Origin of the sequence: Streptomyces sp. NPDC048057 (assembly GCF_040653095.1) — a bacterium.
Classification (GTDB): Bacteria; Actinomycetota; Actinomycetes; order Streptomycetales; family Streptomycetaceae; genus Streptomyces.
Genome location: NZ_JBEZNF010000024.1, coordinates 109,133 through 123,192 on the forward strand (window position 1 = coordinate 109,133; position 14,060 = coordinate 123,192).

The 14,060-nt window shown below is 73.5% G+C and carries 12 protein-coding genes and 1 pseudogene; 6 read left to right on the top strand and 7 right to left on the bottom strand.

Annotated elements, in window-relative coordinates:
• Nucleotides 1–8 precede the first annotated feature (8 nt).
• Nucleotides 9–1,901 carry a prolyl oligopeptidase family serine peptidase gene (locus tag AB0E05_RS26755; RefSeq protein WP_361967898.1) on the bottom strand — a complete coding sequence of 631 codons (1,893 nt, stop codon included), beginning with the start codon at nucleotides 1,899–1,901 and terminating at the stop codon, nucleotides 9–11.
• Between the two features lie 70 nt (nucleotides 1,902–1,971).
• Here AB0E05_RS26755 and AB0E05_RS26760 point away from each other — a divergent pair, with 70 nt between their 5' ends.
• On the top strand, nucleotides 1,972–2,796 hold the full coding sequence (locus AB0E05_RS26760) for a class I SAM-dependent methyltransferase (RefSeq protein WP_361967900.1): 825 nt from the start codon (nucleotides 1,972–1,974) through the stop codon (nucleotides 2,794–2,796).
• A 19-nt stretch (nucleotides 2,797–2,815) separates the two neighbouring features.
• On the opposite strand, the gene AB0E05_RS26765 is transcribed toward AB0E05_RS26760, so the two are convergent.
• A complete protein-coding gene (locus AB0E05_RS26765; RefSeq protein WP_361967902.1) occupies nucleotides 2,816–3,106 on the bottom strand; it encodes a DUF6191 domain-containing protein in 291 nt (96 codons plus the stop codon).
• A 197-nt stretch (nucleotides 3,107–3,303) separates the two neighbouring features.
• Nucleotides 3,304–3,879: a TerD family protein gene (locus AB0E05_RS26770; RefSeq protein ID WP_361967904.1), complete on the bottom strand. Its 576-nt coding sequence runs from the start codon at nucleotides 3,877–3,879 to the stop codon at nucleotides 3,304–3,306.
• Between the two features lie 133 nt (nucleotides 3,880–4,012).
• Here AB0E05_RS26770 and AB0E05_RS26775 point away from each other — a divergent pair, with 133 nt between their 5' ends.
• Both AB0E05_RS26775 and AB0E05_RS26780 read left to right on the top strand, forming a co-directional pair.
• On the top strand, nucleotides 4,013–4,450 hold the full coding sequence (locus AB0E05_RS26775) for a metalloregulator ArsR/SmtB family transcription factor (RefSeq protein ID WP_361967905.1): 438 nt from the start codon (nucleotides 4,013–4,015) through the stop codon (nucleotides 4,448–4,450).
• Between the two features lie 53 nt (nucleotides 4,451–4,503).
• Nucleotides 4,504–5,160 carry an SRPBCC family protein gene (locus AB0E05_RS26780; protein ID WP_361967907.1) on the top strand — a complete coding sequence of 219 codons (657 nt, stop codon included), beginning with the start codon at nucleotides 4,504–4,506 and terminating at the stop codon, nucleotides 5,158–5,160.
• Between the two features lie 58 nt (nucleotides 5,161–5,218).
• Here AB0E05_RS26780 and AB0E05_RS26785 read toward each other — a convergent pair whose 3' ends face one another.
• A complete protein-coding gene (locus tag AB0E05_RS26785) occupies nucleotides 5,219–6,616 on the bottom strand; it encodes a chloride channel protein (RefSeq protein ID WP_361967909.1) in 1,398 nt (465 codons plus the stop codon).
• A 261-nt stretch (nucleotides 6,617–6,877) separates the two neighbouring features.
• On the opposite strand from AB0E05_RS26785, the gene AB0E05_RS26790 reads away from it, so the two are divergent.
• Nucleotides 6,878–8,293: a hypothetical protein gene (locus tag AB0E05_RS26790; protein WP_361967911.1), complete on the top strand. Its 1,416-nt coding sequence runs from the start codon at nucleotides 6,878–6,880 to the stop codon at nucleotides 8,291–8,293.
• A gap of 166 nt (nucleotides 8,294–8,459) precedes the next feature.
• Entirely contained in the window at nucleotides 8,460–8,930 is a 471-nt protein-coding gene (locus tag AB0E05_RS26795) for a hypothetical protein (RefSeq protein ID WP_361967913.1), read from the top strand.
• A gap of 95 nt (nucleotides 8,931–9,025) precedes the next feature.
• Here the strand turns inward: AB0E05_RS26795 and AB0E05_RS26800 are convergent, their stop codons facing one another.
• From AB0E05_RS26800 to AB0E05_RS26810, 3 genes are all read right to left on the bottom strand, one after another.
• On the bottom strand, nucleotides 9,026–10,219 hold the full coding sequence (locus AB0E05_RS26800) for a hypothetical protein (protein WP_361967915.1): 1,194 nt from the start codon (nucleotides 10,217–10,219) through the stop codon (nucleotides 9,026–9,028).
• Nucleotides 10,220–10,595: 376 nt separating this feature from the next.
• Nucleotides 10,596–11,261 carry a response regulator transcription factor gene (locus AB0E05_RS26805; protein ID WP_361967917.1) on the bottom strand — a complete coding sequence of 222 codons (666 nt, stop codon included), beginning with the start codon at nucleotides 11,259–11,261 and terminating at the stop codon, nucleotides 10,596–10,598.
• Nucleotides 11,255–12,709, bottom strand: a complete 1,455-nt coding sequence (locus AB0E05_RS26810) for a histidine kinase (RefSeq protein ID WP_361967919.1) — start codon at nucleotides 12,707–12,709, stop codon at nucleotides 11,255–11,257. The genes AB0E05_RS26805 and AB0E05_RS26810 overlap by 7 nt, the downstream gene beginning before the upstream one ends.
• A gap of 545 nt (nucleotides 12,710–13,254) precedes the next feature.
• On the opposite strand from AB0E05_RS26810, the pseudogene AB0E05_RS26815 reads away from it, so the two are divergent.
• Nucleotides 13,255–13,932: pseudogene (locus AB0E05_RS26815) on the top strand (glycosyltransferase 87 family protein); the annotation flags it as partial.
• Nucleotides 13,933–14,060 lie beyond the last annotated feature (128 nt).

Here is a 14,060-nt window from a genome sequence, read left to right on the forward strand (position 1 = left end):
CCCCCGTGCTACTCCTGCGCGCCCCCCTCTCCGGACCCGTCCGGGCCCGGCAGGTGCTTCGCCGCGAAGGCGATCTCCTGCGCGACCTGCTTGATCCGCTCCTCGACCACCAGCGAGCCGTGCCCCGCGTCGAAGCGGTACACCTCGTGGACGGCGCCGCGGGCGGCGAGGCGGTCCACGTAGTTGTCCACCTGGCGGATGGGGCAACGGGGGTCGTTGACCCCGGCGGAGACGTACACCGGGGCGCGGACCGCGTCCACGTACGTCAGTGGGGAGGACGCGGCGAACCGCTCCGGCACCTCCTCGGGCGTGCCGCCGAACAGGGTGCGGTCCAGCGCCTTCAGCGCCTCGATCTCGTCGTGGTACGCCGTGACGTAGTCCGCGACGGGCACCGCGGCCAGGCCCAGCGCCCACACGTCGGGCTGGGTGCCGAGGCCGAGGAGGGTGAGGTACCCGCCCCAGGAGCCGCCGGACAGGACGAGGCGCTGCGGATCGGCGAGACCGGACTCCACCGCCCAGGCGCGGACCGCGTCGATGTCCTCCAGCTCGATCAGGCCCACCCGGTGCTTGAGCGCGTCCGTCCACGCGCGGCCGTACCCGGTCGAGCCGCGGTAATTGACCCGGACGACCGCATAGCCGTGGTCGACCCAGGCGGCGGGGCCGGCCGCGAAGGCGTCGCCGTCGTGCCACGTCGGGCCGCCGTGGATCTCGAAGACCGTCGGCAGCGGGCCCGTCGTCCCCGCCGGCCGCTGCACCAGCGCGTGGATCAGGCCCCCGGGCCCCTCCACCCAGGCGTCCTCCACGGCCACGGACTCCGGCGCCCGCGCGCCCGGCGGGTCCAGCACGGCCCCGCCCGCCGTCGACCGCACCTGCGGCGGCAGCGCGGCGGACGACCACATGTACTCCACCGAGCCGTCGGGGCGGGCGGTCGCGCCGGAGACCGAGCCCGCGGGCGTCTCGATCCGCACCAGCTCGCTGGACGCGAGGTCGTAGCGCCACAGCTCGCCGCGGGCCTTGAAGCTGTGCGCGATCAGCAGCGCGGAGCCGTCCGGGAACCAGTCCGCGCTGACGTCGCCCGGCAGGTCGATCGCTAGCGCGGTCTGCTCGCCGGTCGCCACGTCCCACACCATGGGCTCCCAGCGGCCCCGGCGCTGGTGCCCCACGAGCAGCCGGGTGTCCCCCTCGACCGGGGCGAACCCGAGGGCCTCAAGCCCCAGCTCCTCGGTGCCGCCGGCGGTGTCGTCCAACTCCGCGACCGGGGAGCCGTCGAGGCGGACGACGCGCAGCGCCGAGTGCATCGCGTCGCCGTGCTCGGTGTGCTCGACGGCGATCAGGGTGCCGTCGTGCGACAGGGCGCCCACGCCGGCCGCCTCACGGTGCCGGTAGATCTCCACCGGGCCTTCGGGGGCGTCGTCGCGCACCACGTGGATCGTCGTGCCGTGCTCGTCCGTGGAGCGTCCGACGACCGCGACGCCCTGCCGTCCGATGGCGAGCCCGGCGGGATAGGAGGGGTCGAGCCCGGGGGCGGCGGGCTCGTCGGGCCCGCCGCCGAAGGGCTGCCGCAGCCATATCCCGAACTCGTCCCCGTCCGTGTCCGAGAACCACCAGATCGTGGCGCCGTCGGGCGCGAGGACGCCGTCCGTCGTGCCGTTCGGCCGGTCCGTGACCTGGCGCTGCTCGTCCGTCGCGCGGTTCCAGGCGTACAGCTCGAAGGTCCCGGTGGCGTTCGACACGAAGAGCGAGCGGTCCGGGGCGTCCTCGGCCCAGTCGGGCAGGGAGACGCGCGGGGCGCGGAAGCGCCGCTCCCAGGTGGGCCCGGTGGCCGGCGCGGCCGGCTCGGTCGCGGCGTCCGTCACGGACGGGGCGTTCGTCGCCTGCGCGGCGGGCGTGGTCTCAGTCATGACCCCATTCTGCGCCGAAGCCCCGACAAACCGTTCGCTTCGTCCTCAGCCTGTGGATAACTTCGAGGTCATGTATGCATCCACCCATCCCGAGGACTGGCGCGAGCTCAATCGGGCCAACTGGGACGACCGCGTCCCCGTCCACGTCGCCAGCGACTTCTACGACCTCGACTCCTTCCGCGCGGGCAAGGACCCGCTGCGCGACTTCGAGATCGCCGAGGTCGGTGACGTCAGCGGTCGCAGCCTGCTGCACCTCCAGTGCCACATCGGCCTCGACACGCTGAGTTGGGCCCGGCGCGGCGCCCGCGTCGTGGGGCTCGACTTCTCGGAGCCGGCCGTGGCGGCCGCGGGCAGGATCGCCGGCGAGGTCGGCCTCGGCCCGGAGCGGGCGACCTTCGTGACGTCCGACGTGTACGACGCGGTCGCCGCCGTGCCCGAGGAGTCGTACGACATCGTCTACACCGGTGTCGGCGCCCTCGGCTGGCTCCCGGACGTCGACCGCTGGGCCGAGGTCGTCGCGTCGCTCGTCGCGCCCGGCGGCTTCCTCTACCTCGCCGAGTTCCACCCGCTGACCGACATCCTGGACGACGAGACCGGTTCCCGGATCGTGCACGACTACTTCTCCCGGGACGCGTGGGTGGAGGAGGTCGACGGCACGTACACCGACGCGGACGCCCAGATCGCCAACAAGCGCACGGTCGAGTGGCAGCACCCCGTCAGCGAGGTCGTCTCCGCGCTCTGTGCGAACGGGCTGCGGCTGGAGTTCCTCCACGAGCACGACGTGTCGCTCTTCCCGAGGTTCGGCACGCTGGAGGACAAGGGCGACTACTACCGCTTCCCGGCCGACCGGCCGCGCATCCCGCTGATGTACTCGCTCAAGGCGTCGAAGGTCTGACGCCCTTGAGGTGCTGCGGTCAGCCCCGGGGCAGCCGCACTGTCGCGCGTCCGGCATCCAGGTCGACGGCCGTGCGGTGCGGCGGGGCGCCGTCCTCCTCGTCGTCCTTCAGCAGCAGCGCGCTCTGACGTTCCTTCAACTCGCTCTGCTTCCCCGGCGAGAAGGTGGCGTGCAACTGCTCGAAGCCGGTGGACGACACCTGACCGGACCGCTTCCCGAGCCCCACGGCCCGCAGGATCTGGTCGAAGAAGGCGATGACCGTCAGCAGGATCACCAGGCCCGGCAGCGTCATGAAGACGATGAACTCCATGCCGTCAGTCTCCTTCAGGGGCGAGCGGCGACACCAGGGTCCGAAGCGGGGCGCGACGGGCAACGGGCGGACGGGCACCGTAAGGCGGCGGGAACGCGCGACGCCCCGGGAGCAGGACGTCTCCCGGGGCGTCGCGCAAACGCCTTGGACCGGTCGGCCGATGGCCCGACGGCCCGGTCACAGCACTACAGCGGAGCTCAGACGTTGACGCCGAAGTCCTGGGCGATGCCGCGCAGGCCCGAGGCGTAACCCTGGCCGACCGCGCGGAACTTCCACTCGGCGCCGTGGCGGTACAGCTCGCCGAAGACCATCGCGGTCTCGGTCGAGGCGTCCTCGCTGAGGTCGTAGCGGGCCAGTTCGTTGTTGTCGGCCTGGTTGACGACGCGGATGAAGGCGTTCCGCACCTGGCCGAAGGACTGGCTGCGGCTCTCGCCCTCGTGGATCGAGACCGGGAAGACGATCTTCTGGACCTCGGCGGGCACGCCCGCGAGGTTCACCTTGATCTGCTCGTCGTCGCCCTCGCCCTCACCGGTGAGGTTGTCACCGGTGTGCTCGACGGAGCCGTCGGGGCTCTTGAGGTTGTTGAAGAAGACGAAGTGGCCGTCGGACAGCACCTTGCCGTTCCCGTCGATCAGCAGCGCGCTGGCGTCCAGGTCGAAGTCGGTGCCGGTGGTGGTGCGGACGTCCCAACCGAGGCCCACGACCACCGCAGTCAGGCCCGGGGCCTCCTTGCTCAGCGAGACATTGCCGCCCTTGGAAAGGCTGACACCCATGGAAATCCCTGCGCAATCCGGCGCGGGCCGCGCCTCTTGACGTTTCCTTTGCCCACCGTGCCCAACGAGTCGTGGGCGACTCCGGTTCCCGGCACCCTCGGACGAGTGATTAAGTTTTGACTTATATAAGTCGATGCTGCACAGTGGGGTCGTGCACGCATTCGATGTCCTGGGGGATCCGGTGCGACGCCGGATATTGGAACTGCTCGCGGCCGGGGAGCAGCCGTCGGGCGCGGTCGCGGCGGTGATCCGCAAGGAGTTCGGGATCTCGCAGCCGGCGGTCTCGCAGCACTTGAAGGTGTTGCGCGAGGCCGGCTTCGCCTCCGTACGGGCGGACGGCGCCCGCCGGCTCTACGCCGTCGAGCCGGCGCCCCTGCGTGAGGTCGACGCCTGGCTCGACCGGTTCCGGGGCTTTTGGGAACAGCGGCTCGACGCGCTCGGCACGGAGCTGGCCCGCGGCAAGCGCGAACGGCGCGTCGCCGCGGAGCGCCGGTCGCCGACCGGCGCTCGACCGCCGGAGAACCGACCATCGGAAGAGGACGAACGACGCGCAGCCGGCGGCGGCCCGTGAAGCACGGGCCCGCCCCGACGGAACGACAAGGGAACGACAGAGGAGCAACAGCGATGAGCGACATCGTCGACCGGATCAACCAGGTCCACCGCGAGGTGGGCAGCCGGTCCGTCCCCAGCGGGGAGGCCCACACCGTCCTGCTCCGGCGCACGTACGACGCCGGCGCCGAGGACGTCTGGGACGCCTGCACCGACCCCCAGCGCATGCGCCGCTGGTTCCTGCCGGTCACCGGCGACCTCCGGCTCGGCGGCACGTACCAGCTGGAGGGCAACGCCGGCGGCGAGATCCTGCGCTGCGAGCCCCCGAAGCTGCTCCGCGTGAGCTGGCTGTACGGCCCCGACCCGGGCTTCAGCGAGGTCGAGGTGCGGCTCACGCCCGAGGGCGCCGACCGGACCGTCTTCGAGCTGGAGCACGTGGCCGTGGTGCCGCAGGAGTTCTGGGGCCAGTTCGGACCGGGCGCGACCGGGGTCGGCTGGGACCTGATGCTGCTCGGCCTCGGCATGCACCTGCACTCCCCCGACGAGATGCCCGACCCGGCGGAGTGGGAGCGCACCGAAGAGGCCCGTGCGTACACCACCCGCAGCAGTGAGGAGTGGGGGCGGGCATACGCGGCGTCCGGCGCGCCCGACGAGGTCGTGACTGCGGCCGTACGGCAGACGACGGCGTTCTACGTGCCCCCGCTGGACGGGCAGGACGCCCCGGGAGCCTGAGGCGCCGAAGGGCGGCGGGCGTCGGCCGGTACGGGGGACCGGCCGACCCCACGCCCCTTCAAGCAGCCGGCCCCTTCACGCGGTCCACCAACTCCGCGGTGAGGAACCCGACGACCGACGCCACCGCGATCAGCGGCATCTGGTTCGTCGCGTCCGGCCCCATCAGCAGCGCCGCCAGCACGGCGCTGGTCACCGGCAGCCGCGTCACCACCGCGGTCGCCGCCGAGACCCCGAGCGCCAGCCCCGGCGTCGCCCCCATCCCGGGCAGCCCCGCGCACGCGATCCCCAGCGCCGCGCCGAGCAGCACGGCAGGGAAGATCGGCCCGCCGCGCAGCGCGCCGAGCGCGATGCCCCAGGCGAGCCCCTTGCACACCACGAGCACGACCAGCGCCGCCACCGACCAGGCGTGCGGATCGGCCGCGAGCGCGCCCAGCGTGGCCTGTCCGGAGAGCGCGGCCTCCGCCGGCGAACGGCCGGTGATCAGGGCGTACGCCGAGATGAGCACGCCGACGGCGACGGCGCAGACCACCGTGCGCCGCGCGGTGTGGCGCTCGGTCCAGCCGGCGGTCACGTAGCCGATGCGGTGCGCCGACGACACGACCACGCCGACCAGCACGGCGACGGGGACGCCCCAGAGGAAGTCCGCCGCGTCCAAGGTGACGTCCGGCGGCACCTTCGGCAGCGAGAGCGCGCCCACCGAAAGTCCCGTCCACTGCCCGAAGCCGGTGAAGACGAGGGCGCCGACCCCGCTCGCCAGCAGACAGGGCAGCAGCAGGACCACCAGTTGGGGGCCGGCGAGCCCGGCCGCCTCCACCATCATCACGACCGCCACCAGCGGTCCGCCGAAGATCGTGGAGATCGCGGTCGTCGAGCCGCTGGTGGCCAGGACCGTGGCCATCTTCGGGTGGGCGGTGCGCTTCGCCTCCCGTACGGCGAGCAGCGCGAGGCCGCTGCCGAGCGCCATCAGCGGGGCCTCGGGGCCGAGGACCACGCCCAACGGCAGCGTCACCAGCGCGGCGAGGAGCACGCCCGGCAGTGCGTTCGGCCCGAGCGGCGGGCCGCCGAGCCCGTTGACCGGCCGGTGGCCGCCGCCGCCCGGGAGGCGGGTGACGATGGGCGCGAGGACCAGCCCCGCCAGCAACAGCGCGGGCAGCGGCCACCACCAGGGCGGTTCGGCGTAACCGACGGCCTGGGGCAGGTCCTCCCACACGCCGCGCTGGATGAGGTGCTGGAGGCTGACGAAGCCGAACGCCGCGAAGGCGATCGGCACGCCGATGAGCACCGAGAGGAGCAGCAGCAGGACGTATCCGCGGCTGCTGAGGACGGCGCGCAGGGACAGGTCGCTCGCCGTGCCGCTGCCGACGGGCGCCACGCTCTCCGCGCCCTCGGCGCCCCGGGCCGGCTCGTGCGGCGCGCCGTCGGACGGCTCGCCCGACCCTGGTGCGGATGCCGTCATGCGGCCCCGCCGGCGTCCGGGCGCCCGGGCCGGCGGTGCGGTGCGCCTGTGTCGTACGTACGCATGCTCCCACTGAAAGCCCGGGGGAGGCCGGGTGCGCGGGGGCGGGGGTGCCGGCGCGGCCGTACGGGTGAGGTCCGCCCCGTACGGGGCAGTGCGGCTCGCCCGCGCGGCGCGGCGCGGTTTCGCTGGCTACAGAGCCGGCACCGCTGGCCGCGGGCGGTTCCGGCGCGTGCGCGCGGCACGGTGGAGGTGGCGTACATGGCGGAGGGAACACCGGGCGCCGGGGACCGGCCTGACGACGTACCGGGCTCCGGCGACGTCCCCCCGTCAGGGGACGCGGGAGCCGCAGGCCGCCCAGATGGCTCAGGGACCTCAGGCGGCTCAGGGACCTCAGGCGGCTCGGAAAACGAGGAGCTGCGGCAGCTCCGCGCCCGCGTCGCCGCGCTCGAAGGAGCCCAGGCCCGCCCCCGCCACCACCGCGTGCGCGCCTTCTGGTCCGCCCTCCTCATCGTCGTGGGCTGCGTCCTCGCCCCGCTGAGCGTGGTCGCCGCCTGGGCGTCGCAGGAGGTCGGGAACACCGATCGCTACGTCGCCACGGTCGCGCCGATCGCCCGCAACCCCGACGTCCAGGACGCCGTCGCCACCCGCGTCACCGACGCCCTTATGCAACACATCGACCTCAACAGCATCCTGGAGGGCGTCGCGCCCGCCGACCGGCCGCGGGTGGCCGACGCGCTCGGCCGGCTGGGCGGCACCCTGGAGAACGCCCTCAAGAGCTTCGTCCACGACAAGGCGCAGGCCGTCGTCGCCTCCGACCGGTTCCAGACCTTCTGGACCGAGGCCAACCGCAAGGTCCACGACGCCCTGGACAAGGCCCTCACCGGCAGCGGCGGCGGCGCCGTCACTCTCACGAACAACGCCGTTGAGATCGACCTCGGCCCGGTGATCGACCAGGTCAAGGAGCGCCTCGTGGCGGACGGCCTGACGGCCGCCGGCAAGATCCCGGAGATCCACACCCAGTTCACGGTCGTCAAGTCCGACGACATCGGGAAGGTCAAGACCGGCTTCCGACTGCTCCAACTCGCCGGCTTCTGGCTGCCGGTGATCGCCGTGCTGCTGGTCGCGGCCGGCGTGCTGCTCGCCCTGCGCCGCCGGCGCGCCCTCGTGGCCGCCGCGCTCGGCGTGGCCTTCGCGACCCTGCTCCTCGGCGGCGCGCTGACCGCCTTCCGCGCCGTCTACCTGGACGCGCTGCCGGCCGCGGTCTCCCAGCCGGCGGCCGGCGCCGTGTACGACGCGATGGTCCGGCTGATGCGTGTTGCCGTGCGGATGGTCGTCGCCCTCGGCGTCGTCGTCGCGCTGGGCGCCTGGCTCAGCGGCCCGGGCCGACGCGCCGGCTTCGTCCGCGGGCTGTGGCACTCGGGCATCCGGGCGGTGCGGTCCGCCGCGGACCGGGCGGGGCTGCGCACCGGCCCGGTCGGGCGGTGGGTGCACCGCTACCGCCGCTGGATCGTGTGGGTGCTGGTGGCCGCGGCGCTCCTCGCGTACCTGCTGTGGAGCTATCCGACGGGCTGGGTGGTGGTCGGACTGGCGCTGGCGCTGCTGTTCGCGCTCGCCGTCGTGGACTTCCTGGACGAGCCGGAGCACGCCGGCACCCAGGAGGACGGCTCTGCCTGAGGGCTTCGACGCCGCCGTGTGAATTCACTCGAACGGGTGCACCTGGATGGCGGTGCGGAGGCCCCGGTCACACGCTCGAAATCCGGAGCAGGTCGGCCCGGATCCGTCCGGCCGGCCCCCGGAAACCCGTGCGCGTCGGGCGTACGGGACGACGAAGGGAAGTCCCATGACCCAGGCATCACAGCCGACCGGGACCCCGCCGCACAGGTCGAGTCATGGATCGAGCCACGGCCCCGGCCAGCAAGGGAACAGCGCTTGGGCGTCGGGCGGGGCCGTATTCGCCGGGGTCCTGATGCTGTGCAGCGGCGTGCTCGCGATCCTCCAGGGCATCGCCGCGATCAGCAAGGACGTGGTGTACGGCACGGTCGGCGACTACGTGTACCGGATCAACCTCACCGGTTGGGGCTGGATCCACCTGATCGTCGGCGTGCTGCTGGTGATCACCGGTTACGGGGTGCTCAAGAGCATGGAGTGGGCGCGCTGGTTCGGCATCTTCCTCGCCGGGCTCAGCATCGTGGCCCAGTTCCTGTTCCTGCCGTACCTGCCGGTCTGGGCGCTGATCGTGATCGCGATCGACGTGTTCATCATCTGGGCGCTGGCGGTGTACCGACCGACCGACGACCAGCCGCTGCTCTGACGCGGCGCGGACACGGGTCCGTTCCTTGCCGTCCCTCCCGCTCGCCTCCTCACCCCACCGACACCGGGTGGACGCCGGGGCATCAGCTCCTGCGTTCACCCGGTCAGCCGTGCGCTGAGCACGTGCGGTTCGGTCAGGGTGTACGAGGCGGAGTTCGCGACGTGGACGGTCGGGCCGCGCCGGGCCAGTGCGGTGGGGTTCTGCAGTCCGTCGTCCTCGGTCAGCACGTCGACGATCCGTTCGCCGCCGCCCTGCCCGGTCCTGTCCTGCCCGGTCCTGTCCTGCCCCGCGCCGTCCTGCCGGGCGCCGGCCCGCGCGCTGCCCTCGCGCACGAGGACGACGCGGTTGTCCGTGACGGCCGTGACCAGGAAGGCGTCGCCTCGGCCGACGAACTCCAGGTCGTCGATCTCGCCGAGCCCTTCGACGACGGTCTCGGGCGCGCCCCCGCGGGCCTTCGCTTCGGCGCGGGGGAAGCGCAGCACCGTTCCCCGGTCGTGGTTGGTGACCCAGACGGACCCGTCGTGGATCCGGATGCCGTTGGCGCCGAGGAAGTACTCCTCCTCGGAGGGGGTGAGCGACGGGTGGTCGCTCCACTTCACGGCCCGTCCGCCCGCCAGCGGCGCCCGCCAGACGGCGCCGCCGACGGAGTCGGTGACGTACAACTGCCGGGCACGGGCGTCGACGGCGAGCCCGTTCGGCAGGGAGTCGGCGGGCAGCGGGGTGGTGCGGCGCGGCTCGCCGCCGTCCGCCGGCAGTCGCCACACGCCGGTCAGCTCGGCGGTGCCGGTGGCGTAAACGGTGTACAGGGCGCCGTCTTCGGTACGGGTGATGCCGCCCAGGAACGGCTCGCCGACCGCGGGGGTCTCCGCGTGCGGCGGGGGAGCGGGCAGGGTGGCGAGGACCCGTACGGTCCCGTCCTGGTGGATGCGGGCGATCTGGCGGGCCTGGGAGAAGGTCGCGACGACCGAGCCGTCCGGCTCCGCGACGACGCCTTCCGGCTGCTGCCCGGAGTCCAGGTCCAGCTCCGCGAGGACCTGCGGCTCGACCAGCCCGATCGCCTCGGACGTCTCCGTCGCCCCGGCGGCCTCTCTGCCCCCGATGGTCTCTTGGGGGGCCGTTGGTCCGGTCGACGGGGCGGCGGCGGGGGCCCTGGGCGCGGACTCGGGCGGACAGCGCTTGACCCGCTCGTTCTTCGCGGCCAGCGGCGCCGCGCCGGCCTGCGTGGCGTAGAGGCCGACGACCACGGCGACGGCGGCGACGGCGGTCAGCTTGCGCGGGTGCTGGGGCATGGGAGTCTCCTGAGCGAAGCGCATGCGCGGGCCGTGTCCGGCGGGAGGAACCGGCGGAAGGAATCCGGACCGGGGCCGACCGGGGGCATCACCATACGAGCCGGAACCGGTCGAATCTCCGCAACGCTCCAACTCGGCCGCGCCCTTGCGATGCTGTCTGGTCAGACTGTGCTGTCCCAGCCCGTGCTTCCCGACTCTCCCCGCCGCAAACCTCGGCCGCATGGCGTACGGCGGCCATTCAGGTGACGTCGGACGGACCGGCACCGGCACTGGCACCTGGATCGGGACCGGGGCCAAGGGACAGAGGGACAGAGGGACAGACAGAGGGACAGAGGGACAGAGGGACAAGTGTGCGCGGGGCTGCGCCCGGCGGCCTTCAGGTGGTCTCGGGCGTGACGAGCCCCGTTTCGTACGCCAGGATCACGGCCTGCGCCCGGTCGCGCAGGCCCATCTTGGCGAAGATGCGGTTGATGTGGGTCTTCACGGTGTGGTCGGAGATCGTCAGGCAGTCGGATATCTCGGCGTTCGACAGCCCGCGGGCGATGAGGACGAGCACGTCCACCTCCCGCGGCGTGAGGTCCGCCGTCGCCCGCCCCGGCAGCGCCGGCGGCCGGTGCAACCGCGCGAACTCGGCGATCAGACGCTTGGTCACGGCCGGCGAGAGCAGCGCCTCGCCCGCGGCGACCACGCGCACCGCGTGCAGCAGCTCGGGGAAGGTCGCGTCCTTGAGGAGGAAGCCGCTGGCGCCGGCGGCGAGCGAGTCGTAGATGTACTCGTCGAGGCCGAAGGTGGTGAACATCAGCACGCGGGTGGCCGCGTCGGCGTCGGCGACGATGTGCCGGGCGGCGTCCACACCGCTCATGACGGGCATGCGGACGTCGAGCAGCGCGACGTCCGGGCGCTGCTCCCGGGTGATCCGTACGGCCTCGGCGCCGTCGGACGCCTCGCCGACGACCTCGATGTCGTCCTGGGTGGCGAGGAGATTGACGAACCCGGCGCGGACCATGGCCTGGTCGTCCGCGACGACGGCCCTGATCACCACGAACGCACCGCCTCTCCACGCTCCTCGCCCTCACCGCCGCCCCGGCGCACGGGGCCGATGACGCTCCATTCGTTCGTACCGTCCGCGGCGGCCACCGGCAACTCGACATGGACGACGAAGCCGCCGCCCCTGCCGGGGCCGCAGCTCAGCCGCCCGCCGGCCAAGGACACCCGCTCCCGCATCCCGACGAGCCCGTGCCCGTATCCCTGCCCCTGCCCGAACTCCGCTCCCACACCCGGTCCGTCGTCCACCACCCGTACCACCAAACGATCGGCCTCGAAGCGGAGTTCCACGTCCGCGGTCGCGTTCGGCGCGTGCCGGCGGACGTTCGTCAGGGCCTCCTGGACGATCCGGAACGCGGTCAGCTCGGCGGAGGCCGGCAGGTGCCGTCGTGCGCCGATGACCGCGAGCCCGGCCCGCCCGCCGCCCGCGCCGTGTTGCGACAGCAGTTCGTCGAGCCGGTCGAGGGTCGGTTGGGGCGCCTCCGCACCCCGCCGGGCCGGCGCGTCGTCCGCCGACCGCGGCACGCCGTCGGACGACCGCAGCACGTTGAGGAGTTGGCGCAACTCGTTCAGCGCCTCGCGCGACGAACCGGCGATCTGCTGGAAGCCGGCGCGGGCCTCGGGGGAGAGCCCCGGCGTCGTGTACGTGGAACTCTCCGCCTGCACGGCGATCACCGACACCGAATGCGCCACGATGTCGTGCAACTCGCGGGCGACGGCCCGCCGTTCCGCTTCCGCCGCCTCCTGCCGCGCCAGCCGGATCAGCTCCGCCTGCGTCGCCGCCCGCTCCCTGCTCGCGCCCTCCCGGCTGCGCACCGCGTCCCCCGCGCTGACCACCGCCACGATCGCCACCCCCATCAGGAACGACTCGGCGAAGTACGCGAGCGAACCGGGCGCACCGAGCGGTACGGGATCGGAGTACGGGCCGTCGAAGACGTCCGTCGCGACGTGCAGCAGGTCGACGACGACCATGAGCGCGACTCCGTACGCCGCGATCACGCCCGGGTGGTGCACCCGGTGGCGGGCGAGGGTGTAGAAGCCGAGCAGCCCGCCGAGGCAGACGGCGACGAACAGGTTCGGCCGGACGAGGAAGTTCAGCGGCGCGGCCAGGATGACGAGGTGCCCGGCCAGCCCCGGGTGCGCCCGTCGCCACATCAACGGCAACGTCGCGGCCAACGCGGTCGCCACCGCGGCGACGGCGGTCGCTTCGCCCGTGCGCAGCGCCTCGCCCATCCCCAACGCACCGAGCAGGGCCCCGCTCGCCCAGGGGAACGCGGGCGCGTCGAACCACGCCTTCGCGCGGAGCGCCCGGGTCCGGCCGGGCGGGGTCCCGGAGGCCGACGGCGGCTTCGGAGCGGTGCGTTCCATGTGCTGCCGCGGCGAGAGCAACAGGAAGCGCGCCAGCCGCCCGGCGGGGCGGTCGAAGTGTCGTGCCCATCCGCTCATGGGGACATCGTGCAGGTCACAGGGGTGGGACCGCGTCGAACCAGGGGTTGATTCCGGCTCGGCGATGGACCCCAGGGGTGACGCGGAAGACCGCACCCCGGTGTGACGAGTGCATGCCCCTCGCCTTCCTAGCCTGCATCGACATCGACAGACAAGGGGGGCCAGTGACCGCATGCCCAACGGCACCGGCGCGACCGAAGCGGCGCGTGGGGCTCGGCCCGCTGCATCCGCCGGGCCGGTCGTACGTGCTGTACGCGGCCCTCGCGGCCGTCTTCGCGCTGGTGACGCAGCTGCCGACGCACCGCTTCTGGGGCGCCGTCGCGGCCGTCGGCTATCTGCTGGCCGCTCTGGTCCCCGCCCGCCGCGCACCCGCGGTCGCCTTCGCCGCCTCGGCGCTGCTGCCGCTCGTCATGCTGACCGCGACCGGCGGCGCACAGCTGGAGGTGCGCGTGGTCGAGGAGTCCGCGGCCCGAATGCTGGACTCCGGCACCCCGTACCACGGCGCACCGGCGCACGCGCCGGACTACAACCCGTACCTCCCCGGCATGGCACTGTTCGGGCTCCCCGCCGCGGTGTTCGGCGACGGGCCTCTCACGGACGCGCGGTGGTGGCTCGCCCTGAGCTTCGTGGTGCCGCTGCTGATCGCGGCCCGTACGGTGCGGACGTCCGGAGCCGTGGCCGTACGGCACCCGAACGTCCCGGCGCTCCTCGCCTGCCCGCCCGTCGCCATGTCCCTCGCGGTCAGCGGCATCGACCTCCCCCTCATCGGCCTGACGTGCCTGGGCCTCCTCCTCGCCGCCCGCGGCCGGGGCGGAAGCACGGGACTGCTCCTGGGGTTGGCGTCGGCGATGAAGTGGACGGCGTGGCCCGCGCTCGCGGTGGCGTGCGCGGTGCTCTGGGCCGTACGAGGAGGCCGCGCCGCCGGCCGCTGCGCCCTGGTCGCGGCAGCGGTGGTCACCGCCCTGGTCGCCCCCGTGGCCCTGCGCGACCCGGGTGCCTTCTCCCACCACGTCATCGCCTTCCCCCTGGGCCTCGCGGACGCACCGACGCCCGCGGCCAGCCCCCTGCCCGGCCAACTGCTCGCCACCGCGCTGCCCGGCGGCAGCGGAAGGGCCATCGCCCTGGCGCTGCTGGCCACGGGCGCGCTGCTGATGGCCGTATCCCTGTACGTACGCCCGCCCGTGACCGCGGTCGCCGCGGCGAACCGCGTCGCCCTCGGACTCCTCCTGGCCCTCACCCTCGCCCCCGCGAGCCGCTTCGGCTATCTGCTCTACCCGCTCGTGCTCTTCCTCTTCTTCCGCCCCGACGGCGGCGCGCGACGGAGCCGAGGCGCGCCGCTCCTGCGGGGCCG